26 protein-coding genes and 1 tRNA gene are annotated in these 26,222 nt (G+C 62.2%); 13 read left to right on the top strand and 14 right to left on the bottom strand.

Features of this window, described 5'->3' with window-relative positions; translation table 11 throughout:
- Positions 1-210: 210 nt before the first annotated feature.
- Positions 211-1,269, top strand: a complete 1,059-nt coding sequence (fliG, locus tag GA0071312_RS13590; protein ID WP_074445403.1) for a flagellar motor switch protein FliG — start codon at positions 211-213, stop codon at positions 1,267-1,269.
- Positions 1,270-1,275: 6 nt separating this feature from the next.
- Here fliG and GA0071312_RS13585 read toward each other — a convergent pair whose 3' ends face one another.
- Positions 1,276-2,091, bottom strand: a complete 816-nt coding sequence (locus tag GA0071312_RS13585; RefSeq protein WP_074446187.1) for a ferredoxin--NADP reductase — start codon at positions 2,089-2,091, stop codon at positions 1,276-1,278.
- Positions 2,092-2,268: 177 nt separating this feature from the next.
- On the opposite strand from GA0071312_RS13585, the gene GA0071312_RS20625 reads away from it, so the two are divergent.
- From GA0071312_RS20625 to pncA, 5 genes are all read left to right on the top strand, one after another.
- Positions 2,269-2,475 (top strand): MJ0042-type zinc finger domain-containing protein, encoded by a 207-nt coding sequence (locus GA0071312_RS20625; RefSeq protein ID WP_083204572.1) that lies wholly within the window; start codon positions 2,269-2,271, stop codon positions 2,473-2,475.
- A 731-nt stretch (positions 2,476-3,206) separates the two neighbouring features.
- The gene (locus GA0071312_RS13580; RefSeq protein WP_238947218.1) at positions 3,207-4,205 is read left to right on the top strand and encodes a TRAP transporter substrate-binding protein; all 999 of its coding nucleotides are present in this window, start codon (positions 3,207-3,209) and stop codon (positions 4,203-4,205) included.
- Positions 4,206-4,263: 58 nt separating this feature from the next.
- Entirely contained in the window at positions 4,264-4,848 is a 585-nt protein-coding gene (locus tag GA0071312_RS13575; RefSeq protein WP_074445402.1) for a TRAP transporter small permease, read from the top strand.
- On the top strand, positions 4,845-6,113 hold the full coding sequence (locus tag GA0071312_RS13570; RefSeq protein ID WP_074445401.1) for a TRAP transporter large permease: 1,269 nt from the start codon (positions 4,845-4,847) through the stop codon (positions 6,111-6,113). The genes GA0071312_RS13575 and GA0071312_RS13570 overlap by 4 nt, the downstream gene beginning before the upstream one ends.
- 117 nt (positions 6,114-6,230) lie before the next feature.
- On the top strand, positions 6,231-6,893 hold the full coding sequence (gene pncA, locus GA0071312_RS13565; protein WP_074445400.1) for a bifunctional nicotinamidase/pyrazinamidase: 663 nt from the start codon (positions 6,231-6,233) through the stop codon (positions 6,891-6,893).
- Positions 6,894-6,925: 32 nt separating this feature from the next.
- Here the strand turns inward: pncA and sseA are convergent, their stop codons facing one another.
- A complete protein-coding gene (sseA, locus tag GA0071312_RS13560; RefSeq protein ID WP_074445399.1) occupies positions 6,926-7,807 on the bottom strand; it encodes a 3-mercaptopyruvate sulfurtransferase in 882 nt (293 codons plus the stop codon).
- Positions 7,808-7,841: 34 nt separating this feature from the next.
- Positions 7,842-8,546: an alanyl-tRNA editing protein gene (locus GA0071312_RS13555; RefSeq protein WP_074446185.1), complete on the bottom strand. Its 705-nt coding sequence runs from the start codon at positions 8,544-8,546 to the stop codon at positions 7,842-7,844.
- Positions 8,547-8,787: 241 nt separating this feature from the next.
- On the opposite strand from GA0071312_RS13555, the gene GA0071312_RS13550 reads away from it, so the two are divergent.
- Together GA0071312_RS13550 and GA0071312_RS13545 are read left to right on the top strand one after the other, a co-directional pair.
- Positions 8,788-9,465 carry a ChrR family anti-sigma-E factor gene (locus GA0071312_RS13550; protein WP_074446184.1) on the top strand — a complete coding sequence of 226 codons (678 nt, stop codon included), beginning with the start codon at positions 8,788-8,790 and terminating at the stop codon, positions 9,463-9,465.
- 159 nt (positions 9,466-9,624) lie between these two features.
- Positions 9,625-10,452, top strand: coding sequence for a transglutaminase-like domain-containing protein (locus tag GA0071312_RS13545; RefSeq protein ID WP_238947217.1), 828 nt, complete (start codon positions 9,625-9,627; stop codon positions 10,450-10,452).
- Between the two features lie 216 nt (positions 10,453-10,668).
- Here the strand turns inward: GA0071312_RS13545 and GA0071312_RS13540 are convergent, their stop codons facing one another.
- The 7 genes from GA0071312_RS13540 to recO all read right to left on the bottom strand — a co-directional run bounded on the left by GA0071312_RS13540 (position 10,669) and on the right by recO (position 17,698).
- Positions 10,669-11,031 carry a histidine kinase dimerization/phosphoacceptor domain -containing protein gene (locus tag GA0071312_RS13540; RefSeq protein ID WP_074445398.1) on the bottom strand — a complete coding sequence of 121 codons (363 nt, stop codon included), beginning with the start codon at positions 11,029-11,031 and terminating at the stop codon, positions 10,669-10,671.
- 389 nt (positions 11,032-11,420) lie between these two features.
- Positions 11,421-11,807 carry a DUF302 domain-containing protein gene (locus tag GA0071312_RS13535; protein WP_074445397.1) on the bottom strand — a complete coding sequence of 129 codons (387 nt, stop codon included), beginning with the start codon at positions 11,805-11,807 and terminating at the stop codon, positions 11,421-11,423.
- A gap of 290 nt (positions 11,808-12,097) precedes the next feature.
- Positions 12,098-12,310 (bottom strand): helix-turn-helix domain-containing protein, encoded by a 213-nt coding sequence (locus tag GA0071312_RS13530; RefSeq protein ID WP_074445396.1) that lies wholly within the window; start codon positions 12,308-12,310, stop codon positions 12,098-12,100.
- 38 nt (positions 12,311-12,348) lie between these two features.
- Positions 12,349-13,485, bottom strand: a complete 1,137-nt coding sequence (tgt, locus tag GA0071312_RS13525) for a tRNA guanosine(34) transglycosylase Tgt (RefSeq protein WP_074445395.1) — start codon at positions 13,483-13,485, stop codon at positions 12,349-12,351.
- Positions 13,478-14,599 (bottom strand): tRNA preQ1(34) S-adenosylmethionine ribosyltransferase-isomerase QueA, encoded by a 1,122-nt coding sequence (queA, locus tag GA0071312_RS13520; RefSeq protein WP_074446182.1) that lies wholly within the window; start codon positions 14,597-14,599, stop codon positions 13,478-13,480. The genes tgt and queA overlap by 8 nt, the downstream gene beginning before the upstream one ends.
- 92 nt (positions 14,600-14,691) lie before the next feature.
- Entirely contained in the window at positions 14,692-16,938 is a 2,247-nt protein-coding gene (gene parC, locus GA0071312_RS13515; RefSeq protein ID WP_074445394.1) for a DNA topoisomerase IV subunit A, read from the bottom strand.
- A 22-nt stretch (positions 16,939-16,960) separates the two neighbouring features.
- Complete coding sequence (gene recO / locus GA0071312_RS13510; protein ID WP_074445393.1) at positions 16,961-17,698, bottom strand: DNA repair protein RecO; 738 nt, start codon at positions 17,696-17,698, stop codon at positions 16,961-16,963.
- Between the two features lie 136 nt (positions 17,699-17,834).
- On the opposite strand from recO, the gene GA0071312_RS13505 reads away from it, so the two are divergent.
- From GA0071312_RS13505 to GA0071312_RS13495, 3 genes are all read left to right on the top strand, one after another.
- A complete protein-coding gene (locus tag GA0071312_RS13505; RefSeq protein WP_074445392.1) occupies positions 17,835-19,277 on the top strand; it encodes a DUF6880 family protein in 1,443 nt (480 codons plus the stop codon).
- Positions 19,278-19,344: 67 nt separating this feature from the next.
- On the top strand, positions 19,345-19,911 hold the full coding sequence (locus tag GA0071312_RS13500; RefSeq protein ID WP_074445391.1) for a peroxiredoxin: 567 nt from the start codon (positions 19,345-19,347) through the stop codon (positions 19,909-19,911).
- Positions 19,912-20,065: 154 nt separating this feature from the next.
- Positions 20,066-20,311 (top strand): hypothetical protein, encoded by a 246-nt coding sequence (locus GA0071312_RS13495; RefSeq protein WP_074445390.1) that lies wholly within the window; start codon positions 20,066-20,068, stop codon positions 20,309-20,311.
- Positions 20,312-20,389: 78 nt separating this feature from the next.
- Here the strand turns inward: GA0071312_RS13495 and GA0071312_RS13490 are convergent.
- The 3 genes from GA0071312_RS13490 to GA0071312_RS13480 form a co-directional block, all read right to left on the bottom strand.
- Positions 20,390-20,463: transfer RNA gene (locus GA0071312_RS13490), tRNA-Cys, on the bottom strand.
- A gap of 114 nt (positions 20,464-20,577) precedes the next feature.
- Positions 20,578-21,360: an amino acid ABC transporter ATP-binding protein gene (locus tag GA0071312_RS13485; RefSeq protein WP_074445389.1), complete on the bottom strand. Its 783-nt coding sequence runs from the start codon at positions 21,358-21,360 to the stop codon at positions 20,578-20,580.
- Between the two features lie 188 nt (positions 21,361-21,548).
- Complete coding sequence (locus GA0071312_RS13480) at positions 21,549-22,604, bottom strand: amino acid ABC transporter substrate-binding protein (RefSeq protein WP_074445388.1); 1,056 nt, start codon at positions 22,602-22,604, stop codon at positions 21,549-21,551.
- Between the two features lie 291 nt (positions 22,605-22,895).
- On the opposite strand from GA0071312_RS13480, the gene metC reads away from it, so the two are divergent.
- Both metC and GA0071312_RS13470 read left to right on the top strand, forming a co-directional pair.
- Complete coding sequence (gene metC / locus GA0071312_RS13475; protein WP_074445387.1) at positions 22,896-24,074, top strand: cystathionine beta-lyase; 1,179 nt, start codon at positions 22,896-22,898, stop codon at positions 24,072-24,074.
- A gap of 27 nt (positions 24,075-24,101) precedes the next feature.
- Positions 24,102-24,602, top strand: coding sequence for a GFA family protein (locus tag GA0071312_RS13470; RefSeq protein ID WP_338056846.1), 501 nt, complete (start codon positions 24,102-24,104; stop codon positions 24,600-24,602).
- 328 nt (positions 24,603-24,930) lie between these two features.
- Here the strand turns inward: GA0071312_RS13470 and metZ are convergent, their stop codons facing one another.
- Positions 24,931-26,172 carry an O-succinylhomoserine sulfhydrylase gene (gene metZ / locus GA0071312_RS13465; RefSeq protein WP_083204571.1) on the bottom strand — a complete coding sequence of 414 codons (1,242 nt, stop codon included), beginning with the start codon at positions 26,170-26,172 and terminating at the stop codon, positions 24,931-24,933.
- Between the last annotated feature and the right edge of the window lie 50 nt (positions 26,173-26,222).

Raw genomic sequence — 26,222 nt, 5'->3', positions numbered from 1 at the left:
ATTTATTTCAATAACTTGTGCGGATGTGGTGATGCGGTGCCATGCCGTCATCCGCGTGCGGGGCGCGCAGTGGGCGCCATTCCTGCCGGGCGGGCGGCAGATCCTGCCGGGTGATTTCTGCCCGGCGGGCCGATCTTAAGGCTTCGTTAACGCAGATTGCGCTTTGATTAATCCCATCGAATCGACACCGCGCTGGAAACACGCAAAGCCATGGCAGCAACCGCTCTCACCGAAACCGAAAAGCCCTCGGACGGGATCGACGACAGCGCCGAATTCGACTCGCTGACGGGTCCGCAGCGCGCTGCATTGTTTCTCCTCATGCTCGGCGAGGAACACGGGCGCACAATCTGGGCCATGCTCGACGAGGAAGAGGTGCGCACGGTCTCGCATGCCATGGTGCAGCTGGGAACCGTGGATGCGAGCACGGTCGATCGTCTGATCGTGGATTTCATCCATCGCGTCTCGAATTCCAGCGTATCCGGCTCGGTCGAGCGCACCGAGCAGCTTCTGATGAAGGTGTTCCCGCCGGATCAGGTCGCCACCATCATGGCGGAGATCTACAACACCTCCGGCAAGCGGATCTGGACGCGGCTATCGCAGATTGATGCGGAAATCCTGGCCAACTACCTGCGCAACGAGTATCCACAGACCGTCGCGGTGGTGCTTTCACGTGTGCGTCCCGATCACGCTGCGCGGGTGCTCACCATGCTGCCCGACGAATTCGCGATGGATGTCGTCAACCGGATGCTCAAGCTGGAGACGGTGCAGAAAGAGGCGCTGCACCATATCGAGGAGACGTTGCGGCTCGAATTCGTCGGCGCCGTCGCCCAGACCTCGCGGCGTGACGCCCACGAGACCATGGCGGAGGTCTTCAACGCTTTCGATCGCCAGACTGAAACCCGCTTCCTCTCGGCGCTCGACGACGTCAACCGCGAGGCGGCCAAGCGTATCCGCGAGCTGATGTTCACTTTCGAGGATCTCACCAAGCTCGATGCCGGCGGCATGCAGACACTGATCCGCTCCGTCGAGCGCGATGTGCTCTCGCGGGCGCTCAAGGGTGCGCCGGAACCGGTGCGCGCCTTCTTCTTTTCGAACATGTCCCAGCGTGCGGCCAAGAACCTCCAGGACGAGATGGACGGGTTGGGTCCGATCCGGCTCAAGGAGGTCGACGAGGCCCAGCTTGCGATGGTCAACAAGGCGAAGGAGCTGGCGGATTCCGGCGAGATCATGATCTCCAAGAACAACGCCGACGACGAACTGGTCTATTGACCCGGCTCAGCCGACGAAGGCCCGCTCGACCACATATTCGCCCGGGCGCGCATTCGAGCCCTCGTTCAGGCCGGCCTTCTCGCACAGGGCCTTGCAATCGGCGATCATCTCCATCGAGCCGCAGATCATGACACGGTCATGCGCGGGATCGAAGGGGGCAACGCCCAGATCTGCGAAGAAGGAGCCGTTTTCGATCGCGGTCGTGATGCGCTGGCTGCGCTCGTAGGGCTCACGGGTCACGCTGGTCCAGTGGCGCAGGCGTCCGGTGGCGAATTCCGAGACAAGCGGATCATCCTTGATCGCGGCGACGAGATCCTCGCCATAGCGCAGCTCCGCGATTTCGCGGGTGGTATGGGTGAGGATGACCTCCTCGAATTTCTCGTAGGTCTCCGGGTCGCGGATCAGGCTGGCGAAGGGGGCGATGCCGGTACCCGTCGAGAGCATGTAGACGCGCTTGCCGGGAAGCAGTGCATCCAGCACGAGGGTGCCCGTGGGCTTTTTCTTCATCAGGACGGTGTCGCCGACCTCGATCTTCTGCAGATGCTCGGTCAGCGGGCCGTCCGGCACCTTGATCGAGAAGAATTCCAACTCGTCATCCCAGGAGGGGCTGGCGATGGAATAGGCGCGAAAGACCGGACGCTCGGCATTGGGCAGGCCGATCATGACGAACTCGCCCGAGCGGAAACGCAGGCTGGCAGGACGCGTGATGCGAAAGCGAAACAGCCGGTCGGTGTAATGCTCGACCAGAGTCACCGTCTCGGCATGGGTGTTGGCCGGGATCGGGAATTGCGTATTGGTGCTCGCCGGTACCGCCTGATCCATCACGCTCTCCTTCGCCATTATCGCGCGGCTTCTACTTAGCATCCCTGACACCAGCGTAAACCTTCAAGGGCGCCAATCTCCCATGCGTACGCGGTATGGCGGCACGGACCAAAGGAAGTTGGCAGTTTGGCGACAGGGTAAGAATCAATTAAAGTATGAGCAGCTTGGAGACGGCAAATGGCCAGAGTTGATCGTTGTAAAGAATGTGGGAGTGCCTACATGGTGATCTCGGTCCACCTACCGATTGATGAGAATGAGGAGGAAATCCGTTGTCCGTATTGTGATCACTGTCGAACAGAAAGGATCCGCGGGTTTTTCGAGACTCGTGCGCTGACGCCGGAACAAGACGCTCAATGGCGCAAGTCAACGAAAAATTTACATTAGATATCAGTTAAATCTGCTCGTTCATGTGTAAATTTGCTGCCGAGCCACATGTAATATCCCGTTGCGGCCGTTATTGCTGGAAATAATGGTTCGTATATATCAAAAAAATCGGCTGGAACATATATTAATAGAAAGACAATTATTGCCTTGAAAAAATCCCAAGGTTGATAAAATATCATTCGCCCAGAATAAATTAATGATGTGAATATCATTATATAGTAAAATATCGTATAGGCATTTCCCAATATTATTAATATTAGATTTATAAATGTCGATGTTGCCCAAATGACGCCGATTAGTAAATAAAATTCGTATCGGAAAGTCTTTCTCGCCCTCCTAAATATTTCTCTGTTACTCTTAAAATCCGCGTCTTGCATAAAAACAACTCCGTTGAACGGACGCTTTTCTGACTTATTTGGTCTCAGTGGAAAACTTGCTTCTACGAGGTATCTTAGCCGAACAGGCCAGATTGCGCTACAAAATGAAGTGCTAGAGTGGCCCCAATGGGCTCCCCGGGTGCGTGCCGCGCTGAACGATGTTGCGTATCGCGGTATTATGCAAGTCAGGGTGTGATTCTTGCCTTGTCCCGCTTCCGGAAGGGGTTTAGGGGATGGCGTCATCGCCGGTGGTCATGTAATCCCTTACATCGCAAATATCTTGTGGGTGCGATACGAGCGCACCACCTCGGCTGAACGGACGGTGCCGCCGCCCGCAACAGGAGCCCTGATATCGTGATCCAGAAGACGAAGACCTTCACTCTCGCCGCCCTCGGTCTGATCCTCGCTGCACCCGCAGCGCTCGCTCCCGCGCATGCGCAGGATCAGGAATTTCGCATCGGGCTGATCACGCCGCCGGCGCATGTCTGGAACCAGGAAGCCGCTGCGCTGGGCGAGACGCTCGCCGAATTGTCCGACGGGCGCTTCAGCCTGTCGATCTACCCGTCGGGCCAGCTGGGCAACGAGAGCACCATGCTGCAGCAATTGCAGACCGGCGCGCTCGACATGGCCTGGCTCACCACGGCGGAAGTGACCACGCGGGCGCCCGACATCTCGGCCCTGCACGCGCCCTTCCTCGTCGAGAATATCGCTGATGCGGCGAAGGTGCTGCGCAGTGACGTCGCGCGTGAAATGCTCGACACCCTGCCGTCCGCCACCGGGGCGGTCGGCGTCTGCTATGCCATGACCGGCATGCGCCAGCTGATGACGCGCAATCCCATCGACGATGTGTCCGATCTCTCCGGCATGCGTTTCCGCATCACCCCCGCGCCGCCGATTCGCAGCTTCTTCGAGATGCTCGACGCGGCGCCGGCGCCGATGCCGCTGACACAGGTCTATGACTCGCTCGCCAATGCGCAGATCGACGCGATCGACATGGATTTCGAATCGATCATCAATTTTCGCTATTACGAGCACGCGCCCAACATGATGGTCACCAACCACCACATGTTCGGCATGGTCGCGCTGATCTCGGGCCGCGTCTGGGCGCGCCTGTCGCCGGAGGATCAGGCGATCCTGCGCGAGGCGGTGCAGCTGCATTGCGATCGCACCATCGACCGTTTCGTCGAGGAGGAAGACGACAAGCTCGACCGCCTGCGTGAGGCCGAGGGGCTGAGCATCACCGAGGATGTGGGGCCGGAATTCTTCGGCGACATCGTCGAACGCTGGGATGCCGAATGGGCAGAGCGTACGCCTTATGTCGCGCGTCTGCGTGAACTCGTGGCGGATTTCTGATGGGTGGTGGTAGCCCGCTCCGGGCGCCGGTGTGACCGGCATCGTGCGGGGAACGGTCATGTTCGAGGCGATCGGCAAAGTCTCGCGCTTGCTCGCGGCGGTCGACCGGGTGCTGCTGACGGCGTTGATCGCCGCGATCACGCTTCTCGTGCTGGCCAATGTCGGTGCGCGCAGCATGGGCTTCACCATTGCCTGGGCGGATGAACTCGCAGTCTATGCCATGATCATGGCCGGTTTCGTCGGCGCATCGCTGATGCTGCGCCTGCGCACCGCGCCGAGCGTGACGCTGCTGCACGAGATCCTGCCCGAGCGCGTCGTGCGGCTCCTGCGAATCCTGATCGCGCTCACCGCGCTCGTCTTTGCGGGGCTCCTGCTCTGGATGTGCTGGCTCTGGTTCGATCCGGCAGGCCTCGCCGCAGCGGGTTTCGACATCCGCCGATTCGAGGGCACGACCTTCAACTTCATCTATACCGAGACGACGCCGGTGATGGGGCTGCCGGCTTCGTGGTTCTTCCTCATCATGCCCTGGTTTGCGCTGACGGCTTTGGTTCATGCCATGACCAATCTGGCGGAAGATGCCGGCATGATTGCGCCGCCGCCGGAAGCGCCCGGCGCCGATGCGAACGGGGAGGGGGCGGCATGACCGGGATCACGCCGCTGGTCTTCATCATGCTGCTCGTCATCGGCGTGCCGATCGGCCTGGTTCTCTGCCTGGCCGCCTTCGTCTATATCCTGGCGAGCGGCAATGCCGTCCTGCTCGATTCCTACCCGCTCAAATTGTTCTCCAGCCTCGACAATTTCGGTCTGCTGGCGATCCCGCTCTTCATCCTGATCGGCGAGATCATGAACGGGGCCGGGATCACCACGCGGCTGGTGCGGCTCGCTTCCGCCTTCATCGGGGCGGTGCGCGGGGGACTAGCCTATGTGAACCTTCTGGCGAACATGTTCGTCGCCTCGATCCTCGGCTCGGCCACGGCCCAGATCGCGATGATGAGTCAGGTGATGGCGCCGGAAATGCAGCGTGCGGGCTATGATCGCGCCTTCGCCGTCGGCGTCACCGCTTTCGGCGGCCTGCTCGGCCCGATCATTCCGCCCTCCATCGTCTTCGTGGTCTATGCGGTGCTCGCGCAGGTCGCGGTGCGCGACATGCTGATCGCGGGGATCCTGCCTGGCCTGCTGATGACGGGGCTGTTTCTGGGCACCGTCGCGCTGATGGGGCTGCGCTACAATTATCCGCGCGGCGAACGCTTGAGCTGGGGCGAGCGGGGCAGGGCGCTTCTGCGCGCGCTCCCCATGCTCGCCATCCCCGCTGTCATCGTCGGTACCATCCTCGCCGGCATCGCCTCGCCGACGGAGAGCGCTGCGATCGGGGCGCTGGTGGCGGCGCTGATCGGGCTGTTCTACACCCGCTCTTTGAAACTCTCCGACTTCCCGGCGATTCTCCTGCGCACCGGGCTGAACACGGCGCTCGTGCTCTTTCTCGTGGCGGCGGCAGGGGTCTTCTCCTGGGTGCTGATCTTCGGGCAGGTGCCGCAGACGGCGGCGCTCTGGATTCAGGACGTGGCGACAACGCCCACGGCCTTCATGCTGCTCGTGCTGGTCATGCTCCTGATTGTCGGGACGGTGATCGACGGGATACCCGGGCTGATCATGGTCGTGCCGATCCTGCTGCCGATCGCCACCGGAATCTATGGTATCGACCCGCTGCATTTCGGCGTCGTCGTGTCGATCAACCTGATTCTCGGCCTTCTGACGCCCCCCGTCGGGATCGGGCTCTATGTCGCGGCGAGCGTGACCAATGTCAGCGCCTTCCGCGTCTTTCGCATGGCGCTGCCGTTCTTCCTCGTCGCCTGTATCGCGCTGATCGTGCTGGCTTTGGTGCCGTGGTTCTCGCTGGCGCTGCTGTGAGCCTCCTTACCCGGACCGCCTGAACTTGACCTCCTGAACTTGACGTCTTGAACTTGGCCACTTTCCTGGAACGCGGCTGCGTGGCATCCTGTTGTCAGGGGATCACAGGATGGGACCATGCCGATGACCGACCTTGCGTTACGCCCCGACGACGCGTTTCTCGTGACCGATCTGCAATACGACTTCCTGCCCGGTGGGGCGCTGGCCGTGCCGGACGGGGACGCGGTGATCGCGCCGATCAACGCGCTGGTAAAGCGGTTTCAGCGTGCGGGTGCGCATGTCCTGCTGACGCAGGACTGGCATCCGCCCGGCCATTTCTCCTTCGCTTCGAGCCATGAGGGCAAGGAGCCGTTCGCACAGGTCGAGATGGCTTACGGCCCGCAGATCCTGTGGCCGGATCATTGTGTTCAGGGCACCCGCGGCGCAGAGATCGTACGCAATCTCGAGGCCGATTGCGCCGAGCTCGTCATCCGCAAAGGCTACAACCCCGCCATCGACAGCTATTCCGCCTTCCGCGAGGCCGATCACGAGACCATGACCGGGCTCGCCGGTTATCTGCGCGAGCGCGGGCTGCGGCGTGTCTTCCTTGCCGGTCTCGCGCTGGATTTCTGCGTTTTCTGGAGTGCGCGCGATGCGGTCGAGGCGGGATTCGAGACGGTGCTCGTCACCGATGCCTGCCGCGCCATCGACATGGACGGATCGCGCGAGAAGGCACTTGCGGATATGCGCGAGAAGGGTGTCGTCTTCTGCGAGACCGGGGATATTCTCGGCAATGGCTGACGCGCCGCGGCTCCGTCCGCCGCGCGCTCTCATCAGCGTGTTGACGGATCGCCCGTGCCAATCGGCGCGTCCTCGCGCGACGCCCATTCCGTCCATGACCCGTCGAACAGGGCCTGCGGCGGATGGCCGATGCGCATGAAGGCGAGCGAGAGGATCGCCGCCGAGACGCCGGAGCCGCAGGAGGTGATCACGGGTTTCGTCGGGTCGATGCCGTGGCGCCGCAGCGCATCCTGAATGCTCTGGGGATCTTTCAGAAAACCGTCTTCCACCACTTCCGTATGTGGCAGGTTCACGCTGCCCGGCATGTGTCCCGAGGGCAGCCCGGCACGCGGCTCTGGCGCCTCGCCGCGGAAACGGGCGGCGGAGCGGGCATCGACGACCTGGATCGTCGGATCCGCGAGGGCAGCTTCGATGCGTGGCAGATCGGCGACGGCCTCACGGTCGAGCCGAGCCGTGAAACGGGCAGGCTGGCGCGGACGCGCGGGACCTTCCTCGATCGAGCCGTCGGCCGCGCGCCAGGCCGGGAAACCGCCTTCCAGGATGGAGACGTTGCGCGCGCCGAAGATCGTGAACATCCACCATACGCGCGGCGCCGAAAACAGGCCCGCGCCATCATAGACGACGATGCGGCTGTCATCATTGATCCCCTTCGCGCCGACCGCCGAAGCGAAATCCTCCGCGCTCGGGATCATGTGCGGCAGTGGATTGGCGAGATCCTTGATCGAATCGATATCGAAACGCACGGCGCCGGGTATGTGCGCGGCGAGAAACTCGGCTTCGGCGTCCCGGTTCATTGCAGCCAGATAATACGAGCCATCGACGACGACGAGGTCTGGCGTGTCGATATTCTCCTTCAGCCAGTCGGCGCTGACGAATGGGGCATTGCCCGCATCCGGTTTGTCGGTGGCGTTCATCTGGTATCTCCCGTCGGTTTCTCGGCACGCGGCCTCACGCGAGCACGATGCGCACGCGTCGGTTCTGCTTGCCCTTCTTCTGGATCTGCGTGACCTGAACGCTGCCGATCTCGGCCGTGCTCTTCACATGGGTTCCGCCACAGGGCTGGTAGTCGATCCCGTCGATCTCGATCATGCGAATGCGCCCGGCGCCGCGCGGCGGTTTCACCGACATGGTCTTGACGAGATCGGGATTGGCGTCGAGTTCTTCATCAGTGATCCATGATTCGCGGATGGCCGCATCCCGACCGACGAGTTCATTGAGTTTCGCGGTGATCTCGTCCTTGTCGAGGCCGGCATCCGCGATATCGAAATCGAGCCGGCCCTCGCCATCCCCGATCGCGCCGCCGGTGACCGGATAGGGCAGGACGACGCTGAGCAGATGCAGGGCCGAGTGAATCTTCATGCGCGGCAGACGGGTCTCCCAATCGAGCTTGCAGGTGACCCCGTCGCCCTCCGCGAGCGCCGGCGCGCCATCGGTGGGGACATGGATGATCTGCTTGCGATCCTCCGCATAGAGTGTTGTTTCAATGGGAATTTCCCGCCCGTCTTCCGTCACGAGGACGCCCCGGTCACCGGGCTGGCCACCGCCTTGCGGATAAAAGATCGTGGCGTCGAGAATGTAACCACGCTCGTGCACGGAGGTCACGGTTGCGCCGGCTTCGGTGAGGTAGGCATCGCGGTAAAGCGGTTCGGTCACGCTCAAATCTCCGTTTGAAATCATCTGGCGGGAGACTATCATGCAAGCCGGTCGGCACAAGGTGCGACGATGGACATGCCGGACGGGGAAGGCATCTTGTGATCGATAAATTTTTGTCTTCAAAAATTAATGGCTTTTCGCTATTAAATCATCGGCATAGCTTGATCCGATCGGTTCGCTGGCGCGTATTGCGATCATGACCAAACAAAACGCGCGCGGGACACCGCGCATGGTGAGAGATGTGACGACGCAAGAAATCAATCATCACGAAGAGACGGCTCTGGACACGCTGCTGGCGCACTATGCCCGTGGTGCCCTGAGTGCGCCGCTGCATGTCCTGGTTGCAAGCCATCTGGAACTCCGGCCTGAAAGCCGTCGTTTCGTCGGCGCATTGGAAGGCGTGGTGGCGTCGGCAATCGTACAGGAAGATCCGGTCCACATCAGTGACCGCGATGCGCGCCTCGCTGCGATCTTCGCCGCCGAGGCTGAGAGCGAGACTCCGGTGCGTGCCCGCTCCGCTTACTCTGGGATCTCCGGTGACGTGCCGCACCCGCTCGCGCGCTATCTCGGCCAGTCCCTGACGGAAGTGCCCTGGCGTTCGCTGTTGCCCGGTGTGAAGGAATACCGCATCGAGGATAACGAGGAAGGGGAGGCGGTGCTCTACTGGATCAAGGGCGGGCGCAAGATGCCTTTCCATACCCATGAGGGTTCTGAATACACCCTCGTGCTCAAGGGCGCCTTCAGTGATCTCAACGGCCATTACGGGCGTGGCGACATCGCCATCGCGGATGCGGATGTCGATCACCGTCCCATAGCCGATCCGGATGCGGATTGCTTTTGCTTCGCCGTCACGGATGCGCCCCTGAAACTGACCGGCCCGATCGGACGAATCGTGCAACGCTTCTTCATCAAGCACTGAACGCGTGAAACAGGTCCGGGGCACGCCTGTCTTCGCGGGCGTGCTCCGTGTCATGAATTGGGATCGTGGCGTTTTCTCCATATTGGTGGCGCGGGCGCGATAAATCGGGGGGCTTCCGCGTTTTGCCTTGCAGCCGTTCTTGCATCGGCGAGATCGCTCGTGCGGGGCGAGGCATTTGCGAAGCAGATCAGTCAGGGATTCATGCGAGTCATCATCGACGTAGCCATGGATTACGCCGTTACGCAGGCCGATCCCCCGGTATTGGCGCTGACGGCTGCGGAGGTGGCGGGTCAATCCGTGCGCGAAAGCAGGCTCGATATTGAAAACGCCGCCCTGCGTCGCGCGGAAGGCGAGGGCGGCATCGGGGAGCGTATCTGGGCGTTTCTCCAAGGCACGCAGTTGAGCCTGCGCTATCGCGCCACTGTCGATGTGGAGCGCCGCGCTTGTGTGCTGAACAGCCTGGGCGCCGAGCCTGTGCATGCGCTTCCGGATGATGTTTTTACATTCGTGCGCCCGTCGCGGTATTGCCCTTCCGATCTCCTCGCTGCTTTTGCCGAGAGGGAATTCGGTCATCTGCAGGGCGGTGAAAAGATCGCTGCGATGGCGCATTGGATCGCCGGCGCGCTCACATACAGTCCCGCAAGTTCGGGGCCTGCGACCACCGCAGTCGACACATTCGTATCCCGTGAGGGGGTATGTCGGGATTATGCTCACTTGATGTGCGGCCTGGCCCGCGCCGCTTCCGTTCCGGCGCGATATACTTCCGGTTACAGCGCCGGTGTCGTCCCGCCGGATTTTCATGCGGTCGCCGAAATATGGCTGGATGGCGCCTGGCATCTCGTCGATCCGACGGGAATGAGTTCTCCCACGGATTTCGTCGTCATTGGCTCGGGCCGCGATGCCGGCGATGTTCCGTTCATGGAAACCGAGAAACCGGCATTCCTCATTCGCCAGAATGTCGCTGTCACAAACGATATCCCTGTCTGACGGCAGAGACTTCAACGAAGCCCCGAATCGCCCAGGTTCTCTTTGCATCACCCCCCTGGCGCGAACCGTCCGGAGATGGCTACCGAACTCCCCGGGCCGTTCACGCCGGTCGAGGCCGCAAGATGGGCGTCGAGATGTGTGACCAGTGCGGCGATGATGCTCTTCCCAAGTCCGGTTTCGCTCGGCCTGTGATCGCCGATCGGCGCACCGATTCCGTTATCGGAAACGACCAGGTGCCAGTTCTGTCCCTCCGACATGATAAGTCACCGTGATTCGACCATCAGTATCGGCGATGAAAGCGTGCTTGAGGGCATTGATCACCAGTTCGGTGACGATGAGCCCCAGACTCATGGCAATTTCCGCCGGCACCATGCGCGCATCCGCATCGACCTTGATCGCGATACACGTGGAATCCGCGACCACCGATTCCGTCAGACTCGCGCAGAGTCGATGGAGATAGGTGGCAATTTCGACATCGTTGTCTTCATGTGGCAACTGGAGTTGCTGCTCCATGGTCGCCACTGCCAGAATCCGCCGATGTGCGTTCTCCAGATGCCGGCGTGCCTCCAAAGACTGCATCCGTTACTTCGGTCGCGCGATGCCTGGATCAGAAGATCCCCAACAGCGACAGGATAAAAACGACGATTACGACGAAGCCGACAACATAGATGATACTGTTCATGACGTGATCCCTCTTGATTAGGCACAGACTTAGTCTTTCCGAAAACGCGTGGTTATCGCGGCCCGAATAAATTGCAGCGTCCACTGCTTGAAAGGGAAACTATCAAGGTGCAATGAGGTTCCCGATACGCATAAAAACGCTCGAACAGGAACCCTTGGGAAGAAGCGTAAGAATCATCTGAGGATATCGCGGTTTTCCAACAGACGCCCGCCGCCGGAAGGCTCGCTGTCGGCATTTGTGATCGGGGGCATGCTGGCGCATCCCGAAAGGGTGCCTTGCAGGCTGATCAGGCGGCATCGACAGCCTCGACCAGCATGGCCCTGACTTCGGTCGCGATCTGGTGGAGTGCCGCGTTGTCGATGGCCTTCATCGAGATGACGGGATCGACCGCACTGATCTCGACACCGCCCTCGACCGCGCGCAGGATGACGTTGCAGGGGAGCATGGCTCCGACCCGTGGCTCGATCCCGATGGCCTTGTGCGCCATCGACGGGTTGCAGGCGCCGAGGATACGATAATCATCGAGATCGACGTCGATTTTCGCCTTCAATGTTGCTTTGACGTCGATTTCCGTGAGAACGCCAAACCCGCGTTCCGCCAGTGCCGCCCGTACGCGCGCGTCCACGGCGTCGAACGAAGCCGCTTCGATCATCCTGTCATGGGTATAGCTCATGGCCAGTTCCTTTGGGTTTGTGCGGATGGTACTTCAACCACACGACAAAGGCGGCGGAGGAACGAAGTTCCGCAAGACTTTCAATAATACTGGGACGATATCAAAACCGCCGCGATAGGCACGCCGGGTCCCGCCAATCGCATCATCGCGGCTGCGCGGTCCGGGTCAGGCAAATACGCGCTCTGGCCGGTCTACCTCATCGATCCGATTATCTTCCTCCAGATGGTAGGGGGCGATCAGCGGCTCATGACCTCGGAGGCAGGGCTCTTGCCACCGATGACTTTCCCAGATCAGTCTGTTTGAATGCGCGCGTGGCCATGTATTCGCGGATCCGGCGCATTGATCGGGTAGTGTTTGCTCTCATGCGCCTCGATGAGGTCGGTCAGGACGTCGAAACGGTCTGCCGCCGGCGTGCCACGTGCGGGCGGGTTATCGAAATACTGTTCGACCTCGGTCAGCGCCCGCTCAAGATCTGCGTGGTTCCTGATCGGCTTCACGTCCATCAGACCTTCTCCACATTGATCGACCCTGACTGTTAAGGTCACCCCGCCTTGCGCTCCCGCTCGCCCTTCTCCCAGCCCTCTTTCGTCTGCGCGATGAAATCCTCCAGCCGCTCCTCGCGGATCGCCTTGCGCAGGCCGGCCATGAGGTCCTGATAATAGGCGAGGTTGTTCCAGGTCAGGAGCATCATGGCGAGGATTTCGTTGGCGCGCACGAGGTGGTGGAGATAGGCGCGGGAATAGCCGTTTGATGCGGGGCAGGTGGATTCCGGGTCGAGGGGGGAAAGGTCTTCGGCGTAGCGGGCGTTCTTGAGATTGAGCCGGCCTGCCCGGGTATAGGCCATGCCGTGACGCCCGGCGCGGGTGGGCATCACGCAGTCGAACATGTCGACCCCGCGCCGCACCGCCTCGACGATGTCGTCCGGCGTGCCGACGCCCATCAGGTAACGCGGCTTCTCGCGCGGCAGATGCGGCTCCACCGATTCGATCATGGAGAGCATGACATGCTGCGGCTCACCCACCGCGAGCCCGCCTATGCCGTAGCCCTTCAGATCAAGCCCGACGAGCTCGCGCGCGCTCTCGACGCGCAGATGCGGCACGTCACCGCCCTGGACGATGCCGAACATCGCCTTGCCGGGTTGCTCGCCGAAGGCGATCCTGCAGCGCTCTGCCCAGCGCAGCGACAGATGCATGGCTTTCGCGACCACCTCCTCGGAGGCGGGGAGTTTGACGCATTCATCGAGCTGCATCTGGATGTCGGAGCCGAGCAGCCCCTGTATCTCGATCGAGCGCTCGGGCGTCAGCACGTGGCGCGAGCCATCGATATGCGACTGGAAGGTGACGCCGCTCTCCTCGATCTTGCGCAGGCCCGCGAGCGACATCACCTGGAAACCGCCGGAATCAGTCAGGATCGGATAGGGCCAGTTCATGAAGGCATGCAGCCCGCCGAGCCGCGCGACGCGCTCGGCGCCCGGGCGCAGCATCAGGTGATAGGTATTGCCGAGCACGACGTCGGCGCCCAGCACCTTCACCTGATCGGGATACATCGCCTTGACGGTGCCCGCAGTACCCACCGGCATGAAGGCGGGGGTGCGGATGACGCCGCGCGGCATGCGGATTTCGCCGGTGCGCGCCGCGCCGTCCGTGCCCGTCAGCGTGAACATGAATTCATCAGCCATCAACGTCATCCTTCATGCCGTCCTGCCCGGCGGCGTCACGAAACAGCAGGCTCGAATCGCCGAAACTGTAGAAGCGATAACCCGCTTCCACCGCATGGTGATAGGCCCGGCGCATGGTGTCGAGGCCGCTGAGGGCGGATACGAGCATCATCAGCGTGGATTTCGGCAGGTGGAAATTGGTCATCAGCGCATCGACCGCGCGAAAGCGATAGCCGGGCGTGATGAAGATGTCGGTATCGCCGGCAAAGGGCGCGATGGTGCCGTCCTCGGTCGCCGCGCTCTCCAGAAGCCGCAAGGAGGTGGTGCCCACCGCCACGATGCGCCCGCCGGCTGCGCGCGCCGCATTCAGCGCATCCGCCGTTTCGCGCGAGACGAAACCCGTTTCCGCATGCATCCGGTGATCGCGCGTATCCTCCACCTTCACCGGCAGGAAGGTGCCCGCGCCCACATGCAGGGTAACGAAATGGCGGGCAATGCCGCACGCATTGAGCCGCGCGAACAGGTCGTCGGTGAAATGCAGACCCGCCGTGGGCGCGGCGACGGCGCCTTCCTCGCGGGCATAGATCGTCTGGTAATCCGCCCGGTCACGCGCATCCGCCGCGCGTTTGCCGGCGATATAGGGCGGCAGCGGGAGTTCTCCGATGACGGCGATGGCCTCGTCGAGGGCGGGGCCGGCAAGGTCGAAATCGATCGCGACGTCGCCGCCCTCGGCTTTCCCGGCGATCGTGGCTTCCAGCCGTCCCGCCTCGCAGACGGGGCCCGCGCTTTCCGATCCGAAGACGAGGCGATCGCCCGGCTGGAGCTTTTTGGCCGGGCGGGCGAAGGCGCGCCAGCGCGCCGCGCCCTCGCGCTTGTGCAGCATGATCTCGACGCCAGCCACGATCTCGCCGCGCACGCGCTTCGCATACAGGCGGGCGGGAATGACGCGGGTATCGTTGAGGACGAGCACGTCGCCGGGTGCAAGCAGATCGGGCAGGTCGCGCACCTGCGCGTCGCTCAGCTCCGGCGTGGTGCCGGGGCGCACGACGAGCATGCGCGCCGCATCACGCGGCTCGACCGGGCGTAGCGCGATCCGGTCCTCGGGCAGCTCGAAATCGAATTCGTCGACGCGCATCGTCAGGTTCCCGTCTGGAATATCGCGCATGGCAGGCGAACGGGTGCCGTAATGCATCCCGCTTGCAAAACCCGCAAGCCCGTTTTCCGGGTTCAGCTGAAACGATTGGTCTTGGGGAAACCCTTCGGTGGCAGGCGTCCGGCCTCGGCGCGGTTGCCGAGCCAGCCGCCGGCGAGATCCTCGGGTGTGACGGTCCAGGTCCGTCCCGACGTATCCAGCCAGGTGAGCCCTTCGGCGAGGGTGAAGACCTTGGCGTCGGAGACGCCGCCATCCTTGTAGCGTTGCAGCCGCACGCCCTTGCCGCGTGTCATTTCCGGCACCTGGTCGATCGGGAAGGCGAGCAGCTTGCGGTTCTCGCCGACGATGGCGATGTGGTCGCCCGCAGCCGGCGTGCAGATCACGGCCTTCGCCTTGCCGTCGACATTGAGCGCCAGCTTGCCCTTGCGCGTATTGGCGACGAGCTGGTCCGTGGGTGCGACGAAGCCACGCCCGTCGGAGGCGACGAGCAGGACCTTTGTTCCGGGCTCGTGCACGAAGGCGGTGACGATCTCGGCATCCTCCTCGAGATCGACCATCAGCCGGATCGGGTCGCCGAAGCCGCGCCCCCCGGGCAGCTTGGCCGCATCGAGGGTAAAGACGCGCCCGTTTGAGGCGAGCGTGAGGATTTTCGAGGTGGTCTGCGCATGGAAGCCGAAGGCAAGGGCATCGTCCCCCTTGAATTGCAGATTGCCCAGATCGTTCTGATGCCCTTTCAGGGCCCGGATCCAGCCCTTCTTTGAGACAATCACGGTGATCGGCTCGCGCTCGACCATGGCCTGGGTGAAATCGATATCGGACGTGTCGGGCGCATCCGCGAAGCTGGTGCGGCGTTTGCCGAGCGTGGTCTCTGCCCCGAAGGCCTTGCGCACGTCCCGGATCTGCTTCGCGACGACCTTCCACTGTTTCGTCTCGGATTCGAGCAGCGCCTCGGTCTGCCGCTTTTCCTCGGTGAGTTCGTCGAATTCGCGCTTGAGCTCCATCTCCTCCAGCTTGCGCAGGGCGCGCAGGCGGGTATCGAGAATGGCGTTGGCCTGCAGCTCGGTGAGCTCGAAGACGCGCATCAGTTCCTGCTTGGGCTCGTCCTCCTCGCGGATGATCTGGATCACCCGGTCGAGATCGAGATAGATGATCAGGAGCCCGCCCAGGATCTCGAGCCGGTGCTCGATCTTGCCCAGCCGATGGCGCGAGCGGCGAAGCAGCACCTCGCGGCGATGGTCGAGCCAGGCGCGCAGGGCCTCGGCCAGGCTGATCACGCGCGGCACCGTGCCGCCCATCAGCACGTTCATGTTGAGCGGAACCCGCGATTCAAGATCGGAGAGCTTGAACAGCGATTCCATCATCAGCACGGGATCGACATTGCGCGCGCGCGGCTCGATGACGACGCGCACATCCTCCGCCGATTCGTCGCGGATATCGCCCACGAGCGGCAATTTGCGTTCCTGGAGGAGCTCGGCGATCTTCTCGATGAGCCGCGCTTTCTGGATGCCGTAGGGAATCTCGGTGATGACCGCCGCCCAGGAGCCGCGCCCGCCATCCTCCTTCTCCCAGCGCGCGCGCACGCGAAACCCGCCGCGCCCGGTGCGATAGGCCTCGGCGATCATCTCCTTGCGCTCGACGATGATGCCGCCTGTGGGGAAGTCAGGGCCCGGGACGAAGGTCAGGAGCTGGTCGGAACTGGTATCGGGATGCTCGATCAGATAGAGCGCGGCATCGCATAACTCGCCCGCATTATGCGGCGGGATCGAGGTGGCCATACCCACGGCGATGCCCTGCGAGCCATTCGCGAGCAGGTTGGGGAAGGCCGCCGGAAGCACCGAGGGCTCGTCCGTCGAGCCGTCGTAATTGGCGCGGAAATCGACCGCATCCTCGTCGATACCTTCGAGCAGCAGCCCTGCCACCGCCGTCAGGCGTGCTTCCGTGTAGCGATAGGCGGCGGCCCCGTCGCCGTCGATATTGCCGAAATTGCCCTGGCCGTCGACGAGCGGATAGCGCGAGGCGAAATCCTGCGCCAGACGTACCAGCGCATCATAGATCGCCTGATCGCCATGGGGATGGAAGGAACCCATCACGTCGCCGACGACCTTGGCGGATTTCTTGAAGGCGGAATTGGGCGCCAGCCGCAGCAGCTGCATGCCGTAGAGAATGCGCCGATGCACGGGCTTGAGCCCGTCGCGGGCATCGGGCAGCGCGCGGTGCATGATCGTCGAGAGCGCATAGGCCAGATAGCGCTCCTCGAGCGCGCTCTTGAGCGCAACGCTCTCGATTTCGCCGTCAGATGGCGGATTTACGGGCTTGCCCATCGATCTCTCCGTTCGCGACCCCTCAGGCGGGATCCTCCTCGCGGGTCAGGCTTTCGACGAAGCGCGCACGCTCGGGCGGGGGCGCCCGGTCCTGCGGCTCGTAGATCCAGCGCTGGAGAAAGTAGCCGGTCAGCGCGAAGGCTTCAGCCAGCGCCTGCGGCGAAACGCGGTTTGCAGGCCCCTCATACACAAGAAATCCGGGCAGCGTTAAGAGTTTTTCACGATACGGCTCCCCCGCCTGTGCACTCACCGCCCGCCCGGTGCGCGGCGAGACATAGACGAGGTTCTCCTGCGTGCCCGTCGCGGCGCAGCTGTCGAAGTCGAGGCCGAAGCCGAGCTCGGCCAGAAGCCGAAGCTCGAATTCTACGAAAAGCGGCCCCACGCTCTCGGCATCGGGCAGCGCCTCGCTGAGATGGATCACCGCATCGAAAAGTGCCGGATGCGGATCGCGCTCGGGCAGGAAGCGCAGGGAGGCGGCCAGCGCAGCGAAGCCGTAGAGCGCGTGCGGGGCATTGATGAAGCCCGGCGCACGCAGCCGGGTCGCCTCCACGGAGAGGGTGCCGAGATGCTGGTCGAGCCGCGCCCGCCAGGTCACGGCCAGGCTGTTCCCCGGCTGGATCAGTGGCAGCGTCTTGCGCGAGCGCCCGCCCGGCAGGAAGCCGAAATGCCGCCCGTGGTCGCGCGTCAGCAATTCGAGGAGCACCCCCGATTCGCCGTGCCGGCGCACACCCAGAACGATAGCCTCGTCGCTCCACTCCATCGCGCTCTGATCTCCTTGGGGTGGTTTAGGAGATTGCGGGGGTGGATGCCAGCGGGGTGTGCCCATTCTGCCCCTGGAGGTATTCTTCCGATACATCACCCGCCCTGATAGATTTGGTTGAAACCGGGGAGATTCGATGGCCTCACGCACCACACTCAATGCGGCGAATCTGAAGGCTCTGGGCGCAGAGCGTCTGGCGGAACTGCTGATCGAGATCAGCACTGGTGACGCAGCGGCGAAACGCAAGCTGCGTCTCGCGCTGGCTGGTGCGCAAAGCCCGAAGGACGCCGCGCGCGAAGTCAACAAGCGGCTGACCAGCATCGCTCGCGCCAGAACCTTCGTGAACTGGCAAAACCGCAAGAAGCTCGTTGACGACCTGGAGACGCAGCGCCGCGCCATTGTCGACCAGATCGCGCCAGCGGATCCGCAGGAGGCACTCGATCTGATCTGGCGTTTTCTCGCAGTCGCCGATCCGGTTTTCGAGCGCTGCGACGACAGCAGCGGTACGGTGATCGGGATCTTTCATCAAGCGCTTTCCGATCTCGCCGATATCGCGACGAAAGCGGAGGCGGATCCCCGGGTCACGGCGGATCGCGTCTTCGCCGCTTTGCAAGATAACGGGTTCGGTCAGTATGATGGCATCATCACGATCCTCGCTCCCCTGCTCGGCGAAACCGGGCTCACCCATCTGGAACAGCGCATCACGGAATACGGGCGCGAAGAGATCACGGTTCCGCCGCCGGAGGAGCGGCGCGCGGTTGCGTATGGGCTGAACATCACGATCTATGCAGATGAGATGCGCGCGCGCCAGCGCGACAGCATGGTCCGGATGGCGCTCATGGAGATTGCCGATGCGAGGGGCGATGTCGATGCCTTCATTGCGCAATATGATACCGAGACCCGCGCGGTCCCGCAGATCGCCGCCGAGATCGCCATCCGTCTCCTCGAAGACGAGCGCCCGGAGGAGGCGCTCGGCTTTATCGAGGGCGCGCAGCGTGAGGACGGGCGGTTCGTTCCAGAGGCCTGGCACGCGGCGCGTCTGGCGACGCTCGATGCGCTGGGGCGTCGGGATGAGGCGCAGGCTGCGCGCTGGCAGCTGTTCGAAAATGAACTGTCAGTCGCCTTTCTGCGCGATTATCTGAAGAATCTGCCCGATTTCGACGATATCGAAGCCGAGCAAAAGGCCATGGATCATGCCGCTGCGCACAAGGATCCACTCGTCGCCCTGCATTTCTTTCTGGAATGGCCCGCGCCCGATCGTGCTGCAGCGTTACTGATCGCGCAGCGCGCGAAGATCAACGGGGATCACTACGAAATCCTCACGCCCGCTGCCGAGGCCCTTCGCAACGCTCATCCGCTGGCCGCGACCATAGCCTTGCGGGCGATGATTGACTTCACCCTGACGCAAGCGCGCTCCTCGCGCTATGGCCACGCGGCGCGGCATCTGGCGACATGTGCTGATCTCGCCAAGCAGATTGCGGATTTTGGGGGAATCGAGGACCATGAGACTTATCAGTCCCGGCTGAAGCGGGAGCATGGCCGCAAGCAGGCGTTCTGGGCGCGTGTATCCGGAGGCTGATGATCCGTCAGCCGAGGCGCGGCGCATAGGAGATGGATAAACGTGTTCGCTATAAGAGGAGCGTATCGTGAACCAGCCAAACCTCCAATCCGTCGACTGGTCCGCCATCTCCGCGCCCGAGGATGACGGCGCGGCGGCGCATCTGACCGGGGCGCGCATGCCCGATATCACGCTTCCGGCGACGGATGGCAGCGAAGTCGCGCTTGGGCGCCTGAATGGCTGGAGCGTGCTCTTCTTCTATCCGATGACGGGGCGGCCGGATCAGCCCCTGCCGGACGGATGGGACCAGATCCCCGGGGCACGCGGCTGCACGCCGCAATCCTGCGCCTTCCGCGATCTCTCACGCGACCTCGCCGATTGCGGCGTCTCGTCGCTCTACGGCATCTCGACGCAAACGACGGCTTATCAGCGCGAAGCGGCGGAGCGCCTGCATCTGCCGTTTCCGCTGCTATCGGATGCCGATCTCGCCCTGGCCGAGGCGCTCTCGCTACCAACCTTGCAGGTTGAAGGGATGGTCCTGATCAAGCGGCTGACGCTTATTCTGCGCGATGATCGCATCGAGAAGGTATTCTACCCGGTCTTCCCGCCGGACCGGAATGCCGGTGATGTACTGGCCTATCTGCGGGCGCAGTGACGTCGCGCCATGTCCGGCTGAGATGCGGCGGCGTACAATCTACGATGAAGTGTTCATACGTATATCGGATGTATAAATTCATGCCTTTTTGAGTTAGACTGCGGGCCGAGCCAAGCATCGTTGCGATGCGCCGAAAGCGGCGGGAGGAATCGCCATGGCCAACTGCTATCTCATCATGACATCGGAGACGGGCGACAGGCTTCGCCCCTGCCTGTTCGTTGCCGTCGCCGAGGACGAAGCCGACGCGATCGATGCATTCGTGCGCGGGTTCTCCGATTACATGGCGCTCGGCGAGTCGGCCTCGATCGCGGGCCGCTGCGAGCCGGTTGCGGCGCGCAAGATGGGCGTGCCGCTGGAGCGTCCCGGCTACGCCGCGCCACTCGCGCAGCACCTGCAGTGATGGATTGCGTACCGCACCCACCGCACGATCGCGCGGGCGAGTGTGGATGAGTCGTTAAAACTAACCAGAAAAGAAGTATGGAGGCCTCGCCCGGAATCGAACCGGGGTGCAAGGATTTGCAGTCCTCTGCGTAACCACTCCGCCACGAGGCCTCTCACGCTCGACCGGAATCGCTCCATGCCCAGCGCCTCCCATATCCGACACGCGGATGAAAAATGCAAGGGTGCGCCTGCGCATTTTTCACAGGGTCGTGAGCGCCGCGCGCGTCAGGTGATGATCTGCTTCAGGAACAGTTTCGTGCGCTCGTGCTGCGGATTGGAGAAGAAAACGGAGGGGGGGTTCTCTTCGACGATTTCACCGTAATCCATGAAGATCACCTTGTCCGCGACCTGACGGGCGAAGCCCATTTCATGGGTCACGCAGAGCATGGTCATACCCTCTTCGGCGAGCTCGACCATGGTGTCTAGCACTTCCTTGACCATTTCCGGATCGAGCGCCGAAGTCGGCTCGTCGAACAGCATCAGGCGCGGGCGCATGCACAGGGAGCGCGCGATCGCGACACGCTGCTGCTGGCCGCCGGAGAGCTGGGCGGGGAATTTGTGGGCCTGCTCCGGGATCTTCACCTTGCCGAGGAAATGCATGGCGATCTCTTCCGCCTCGGCCTTGGGTACCTTCTTCACCCACATGGGCGAGAGCGTGCAGTTCTCCAGGATGGTGAGATGCGGAAACAGGTTGAAATGCTGGAACACCATGCCGACTTCGCGGCGCACCTCGTCGATCTTCTTGACGTCGTTGGTCAGCTCGACCCCATCGACGATGATCGAGCCCTTCTGATGTTCTTCCAGCCGGTTGATGCAGCGGATCAGCGTGGACTTTCCCGAGCCGGACGGCCCGCAAACCACGATGCGATCCCCCTTCATGACCTTCAGGTCGATATTCTTGAGGACCTGGAACTCCCCGAACCATTTGTTCACGCCGATCATCTCGACGGCGACATCCCCCGCCGGGGCCGCGTCGCTATCGATCCGTGCTGCATGCGAATCCGCCATTATCCCCACTCCGGTTCACGCCGTCCTTGCGCGCAACGGGATGGTTGCACCCGCAGCGTTTCTATCGTCAGGATATGATGCTGTGCGCGACAGGGGAAGCCCAAGCTTTGCCCGTTATCCGCCGTCTCGTTGCGCAGGTTGCCGCGTGCCAAGGCAGATCGCCGACGCGCCGCGCTCGCGGCTCGACGTCAGCGAATTGGCTGCCCGTATTGCAGGCCGCCGCGCGTCCACAGCGCATTGAGGCCGCGCTGGATGTTGAGGGGGGAGGCGTCGCCGATATTGCGCGCGAAAACTTCACCGTAATTGCCGACATGGGCGATCACTTCCACAGCCCAACCCTCATCGAGCCCGAGCATGGCGCCGAATTCTCCCTCTATGCCGAGCAGCCGGCGGATAACCGGCGTGGGATCATTGGCGGCCCGTTCACGCGCATTCTCCGCAGTGACATCGTGCTCTTCGGCATTCAGCATGGCGAAATGCACCCAGCGCACGAGATCCGCCCATTGCGGATCATCGTCACGCACCGCCGGGCCGAGGGGTTCCTTGGAGATCACTTCCGGCAGGACGACATGCTCATCAGGATCGGAGGCGCGCATGCGATGGGCATAGAGCCCCGAAGCATCCGTGGTATAGGCGTCGCAACGCCCGTTCAGATAGGCATCGATCGTCTCGAGGGCAGAGCCGAACACGACCGGTTCGTAGCGGATGCCCTGGGCGCGGAAATAATCGTCCAGATTGAGCTTCGTCGTTGTTCCATCCTCGACACAGACGGTCGCACCGCTGAGTTCCCGCGCGGAAGAAACGCCCAGTTGCTTGCGCACCAGGAAGCCCTGGCCATCGAAATAGGTGACGACCGGAAAATCGAGCGGCATCCCGGCATCCCGGGCCATGGTCGCCGTCGAATTGCGCAGAAGGACGTCGATCGTGCCGTCCGTCAACGCGTCGAAGCGCTCGCGGGCATTCAGCGGAACGAAATCGACGGCCTCCGGATCGGCAAAGATGGCTGCGGCAATGGCGCGGCAATAGGCGACGTCGAAGCCGCTCCAGCGTCCGTCGGTATTCTGGGTGGCAAATCCTGGCAGACCGGGATTCACGCCGCAGGAGAGATGACCGCGCTCGCGCACCTGAGCGAGTGTCGCGCCGGGCTCGGCCGAAGCGGGGAGGGCGCCTGCCATCGCGGTCACGATTCCAGAGACGACCATTGCAAGGCCGAGAAAGATACGCCGGAGAAAGCCCGTCTCCATACCGTAATGCCACCCGGATCTTCGGCGCGCATCACGGCATCATCCCGACTGGTCAGACTCCGCCGATGACACGCTGCACATGAGCCCCAAGCTCCTCGCGGAGACGGTCATGCGAATTTCAACATTCTTCGTGAATGACAAACGCACCGAGGTGCGTCAATGCCAAAATCCGGATGGAGCCGGTAAGAGGTGATTGTAAATGCCTGTGAAAGCGTGTCATCTCGCCTGACAGATGATCTCGACCGCACGATTGCGGTCGGGCTGACGATATCCGTATGGGGGAGCGTGGCGATGGAAAAACGCGGTGGTGGGCATTGGGGCGAACGGACGAAGCTGGTCCATGCAGGGCGCGATCCGTCGGAGCAGTTCGGTTTCGTCAATACGCCGATCTATCGCGGCTCGACCGTGCTCTATCCCAGCTATGACGCCCTCGTCAGCAAGGACAGCCGTTATACCTACGCCACCAAGGGCACGCCGACCACCGAGGCGCTGGAGAAGGCCTGGACCGATATTTCGGGCGCCGCAGGCACGGCACTGGCGCCATCGGGCCTCAGCGCCATCGCGCTGGCCATGATGTCAGTGGTCAAGGCGGGTGATCACGTGCTCGTCACCGATTCGGTCTATCGCCCGACCCGTGAATTCTGCGCGGAGCATCTGACGCGATTCGGCATCGAGACGACCTATTACGATCCCCTGATCGGCGCCGGCATCGCCGATCTCATCCGTGACAATACCAGCGTTGTCTGGACCGAGGCGCCGGGCTCGCAGACCATGGAGATGCAGGACATCCCCGCCATCGCCGAGGCGGCGCATGCGCGCGGCGCGGTAGTCGCGATGGACAATACCTGGGCAACGCCCCTGTTCTTCCCGCCCCACGCCATGGGCGTCGATCTCGCCATCGAGGCCGGGACGAAATATCTCTCCGGCGGCTCCGATCTGCTGATGGGGCTTGTCTCCGCCAGCGAGCGTTGCTGGAAACAGCTGCGGCGGACCTACGAGCTGTATTCCTCCTGTCCGGGTCCGGAGGACGTCTTCCTCTGCCTGCGCGGCATCCGCACCATGAAACTGCGCCTGCATGAGCACGAGAAACAGGCGCTGGAGATGGCGCGCTGGCTGGAAGCGCGCCCGGAAGTCGCCCGGGTGATGCACCCAGCGTTGGAAAGCGATCCCGGCCACACAATCTGGAAGCGCGATTTCAAGGGCGCTTCGGGTCTGTTCTCCATCGAACTGAAGCCGGCTTCGAAACAGGCTGTCGCCGCCATGCTGGACGGGCTCGAACTGTTCGGGATGGGCTTTTCCTGGGGCGGCTTCGAGAGCCTCGTGACCCCGTTCAACTGCGCCTCCTACCGTACGGTGACGGAGTTTGCACCGGCTGGGCCATGTCTGCGCTTCCATGTCGGCCTCGAGGATCTTGATGATCTCAAGGCTGATCTTGATGCGGGGTTCACACGGCTGCGCGCCACGATCTGAGCAGGGCGAGCCCGCCGAAGCAGGGTGATGCGGGGGGAGCTCTGCGCGTCGAGAACCATTGGTTCGGCAAGCTGCTACGGCTACCTTGATGCTGTGCCGAGCGAACATGAGTATATTATTATGACCGGAAACACCCTTGGCTCCTGTTTGTGCGGCACTGTTAAATTTCAAATCTCGGGTGAACTCGAGAGCTTCTTGCTGTGTCACTGCAAGCGCTGTCGAAAGGACACGGGGTCTGCACATGCCGCCAATTTGTTTTCGTCGACAGCGAAGTTAACCTGGTTTTCCGGTCATGAATCCGTTCAGACCTATCAGGTTCCAGACACCCGACATAAAAAGAGCTTTTGTAGTAAATGCGGATCTGCTCTTCCAGTTGTTCAATCAGACGGTGATTCCATTGTTGTGCCCGCAGGAAGTATTGACAGTGCGATCGATATCCGACCAAGTCAGCATATCTGCTTTGAAAGTCGAGCAGATTGGGACATGCGCTTGGAAGATGTACCAAAGATAGATGATATTCCAATTTAGATTCATTTAAATCTATGTATTTGCATTATTTTTATATGCTGCGCGGCTGATTAAGTGCCGAAAAATGAATAATCGAATATTTGACCGGGGTTTCGATGCGGAAATTGTTCTGCGGTCCTTTTGCCCAAGGTTGGATTGCCGCCCGCATCCCCTGACGCGCCAATCGAGAGACACCGGTCCGGCATGGCAAGGTGCGCCATGTCTGGCGGCACAAAGTCGCCAACAGGTTCCAAATGCTCAGGAACTGGATATGCGTGCACACACGCCGGTACTGACGCACCACATCCGTGTGTTCGTCAATTTCTGGCTCGGTCAATGCGCCCCAGGCCTAATGCGCAGCTTTTACTGCGCTCACGACATCGTTGATCAGATCGCCCTGGTGCTCCAGCCCGGCCGAGAGGCGCAGCATGCCCTCACTGATACCGATCGCCTCGCGCTCCTCCCGGCTGAAGCGCTGATGCGTCGTCGTGGCAGGGTGGGTGACGAGGCTCTTGGCGTCGCCGAAATTGTTGGAGATCCTGACGAGCTCCAGCGCCTTGCCGAAGCGGAACGCCGCCTCCTTGCCGCCTTCGAGTTCGAAGGCGAGCACGCTGCCGCCGCTCTTCATCTGCTTCTTGAAGATTGCTGCCTGCGGATTGTCCGGCAGGCCCGGATAGAGCACCTGGCTCACGCCGCGAAGGCGTTTCAGGGCATCGGCCAGGGCGCGGGCATTGCGTGCCTGTCTGGCAATCCGCAGCGGCAGTGTCTCCAGCCCCTTGAGCAGGACCCATGCATTGAAGGGTGACAGCGCCGGGCCGGTATGGCGCAGGTAGTTCTTCAAGTGGGTCTCGATGAATTCTTCGCTTGCGAGCACCAGCCCGCCCAGACATCGTCCCTGGCCGTCGATATGCTTGGTCGCGGAATAGGTCACGACATCCGCGCCGTGTTGCAGCGGATTCTGGATCAGGGGCGTGCCGAGCGCGTTGTCGACGATCAGGATCGCGCCGGCCTCGTGCGCGATTTCGGCGGTCTCGGCGATATCGATCAATTCGGTGGTGGGATTGGCTGGACTCTCGATGAAGAAGGCACGGGTGTTGGGCCGCAGGGCCGCGCGCCAGTTCTCCGGGCGCGTGCCATCGATGAAGGTCGATTCGACGCCGAATTTCGGCAGGATCTCGCCGAGGATCACGGCGCAGGAGCCGAACAGCACCCGCGAGGTGATGACGTGATCGCCCGCTTTCAGATAGCCGAGCAGCGCTGCGGCCACCGCCGCCATCCCGGTTCCCGTCGCGCGCGCGGCCTCGGCGCCGTCCAGCGTGGCCATGCGCTGCTCGAACATGGCGACGGTCGGATTCGAGAAACGCGAATAGATGAAGCCGTCGGGGTCTTCGCCGGCGAAGCGCCGCTCGGCGCTTTCCATATCGGGATAGACGAAGCCCTGTGTCAGAAACAGGGCTTCACTCGTCTCGCCGAAGGGCGTGCGCATGCCGCCCGCATGGACTGCCAGCGTTTCCGGATGGAGATGGTCGGTTAAACCGGAACCGACCGCGACCTCGGTACGTTCGTCATCGAAAGGGCTGTCGACAGGCATGGTCAAGCGCACTCCGCAATCTCGAACCGTTCGTTTAAACGAACAAAATG

The organism is Saliniramus fredricksonii (genome assembly GCF_900094735.1).
Lineage (GTDB): Bacteria > Pseudomonadota > Alphaproteobacteria > Rhizobiales > Beijerinckiaceae > Saliniramus > Saliniramus fredricksonii.
Note: the sequence above shows the minus strand (reverse complement) of the source record. Positions and strands in the feature narration are given on the sequence as shown.

Bases quoted from the DNA above. Each gene is read 5' to 3' on its own strand.
- fliG (WP_074445403.1), top strand. From the start codon at position 211: ATGGCAGCAACCGCTCTCACCGAAACCGAAAAGCCCTCGGACGGGATC.
- GA0071312_RS13585 (WP_074446187.1), bottom strand. From the start codon at position 2,091: ATGGATCAGGCGGTACCGGCGAGCACCAATACGCAATTCCCGATCCCG.
- GA0071312_RS20625 (WP_083204572.1), top strand. From the start codon at position 2,269: ATGGCCAGAGTTGATCGTTGTAAAGAATGTGGGAGTGCCTACATGGTG.
- GA0071312_RS13575 (WP_074445402.1), top strand. From the start codon at position 4,264: ATGTTCGAGGCGATCGGCAAAGTCTCGCGCTTGCTCGCGGCGGTCGAC.
- GA0071312_RS13570 (WP_074445401.1), top strand. From the start codon at position 4,845: ATGACCGGGATCACGCCGCTGGTCTTCATCATGCTGCTCGTCATCGGC.
- pncA (WP_074445400.1), top strand. From the start codon at position 6,231: ATGCCGATGACCGACCTTGCGTTACGCCCCGACGACGCGTTTCTCGTG.
- sseA (WP_074445399.1), bottom strand. From the start codon at position 7,807: ATGAACGCCACCGACAAACCGGATGCGGGCAATGCCCCATTCGTCAGC.
- GA0071312_RS13540 (WP_074445398.1), bottom strand. From the start codon at position 11,031: ATGCAGTCTTTGGAGGCACGCCGGCATCTGGAGAACGCACATCGGCGG.
- GA0071312_RS13535 (WP_074445397.1), bottom strand. From the start codon at position 11,807: ATGAGCTATACCCATGACAGGATGATCGAAGCGGCTTCGTTCGACGCC.
- GA0071312_RS13530 (WP_074445396.1), bottom strand. From the start codon at position 12,310: ATGGACGTGAAGCCGATCAGGAACCACGCAGATCTTGAGCGGGCGCTG.
- tgt (WP_074445395.1), bottom strand. From the start codon at position 13,485: ATGGCTGATGAATTCATGTTCACGCTGACGGGCACGGACGGCGCGGCG.
- queA (WP_074446182.1), bottom strand. From the start codon at position 14,599: ATGCGCGTCGACGAATTCGATTTCGAGCTGCCCGAGGACCGGATCGCG.
- parC (WP_074445394.1), bottom strand. From the start codon at position 16,938: ATGGGCAAGCCCGTAAATCCGCCATCTGACGGCGAAATCGAGAGCGTT.
- recO (WP_074445393.1), bottom strand. From the start codon at position 17,698: ATGGAGTGGAGCGACGAGGCTATCGTTCTGGGTGTGCGCCGGCACGGC.
- GA0071312_RS13505 (WP_074445392.1), top strand. From the start codon at position 17,835: ATGGCCTCACGCACCACACTCAATGCGGCGAATCTGAAGGCTCTGGGC.
- GA0071312_RS13495 (WP_074445390.1), top strand. From the start codon at position 20,066: ATGGCCAACTGCTATCTCATCATGACATCGGAGACGGGCGACAGGCTT.
- GA0071312_RS13485 (WP_074445389.1), bottom strand. From the start codon at position 21,360: ATGGCGGATTCGCATGCAGCACGGATCGATAGCGACGCGGCCCCGGCG.
- GA0071312_RS13480 (WP_074445388.1), bottom strand. From the start codon at position 22,604: ATGGAGACGGGCTTTCTCCGGCGTATCTTTCTCGGCCTTGCAATGGTC.
- metC (WP_074445387.1), top strand. From the start codon at position 22,896: ATGGAAAAACGCGGTGGTGGGCATTGGGGCGAACGGACGAAGCTGGTC.
- GA0071312_RS13470 (WP_338056846.1), top strand. From the start codon at position 24,102: ATGCGGGGGGAGCTCTGCGCGTCGAGAACCATTGGTTCGGCAAGCTGC.
- metZ (WP_083204571.1), bottom strand. From the start codon at position 26,172: ATGCCTGTCGACAGCCCTTTCGATGACGAACGTACCGAGGTCGCGGTC.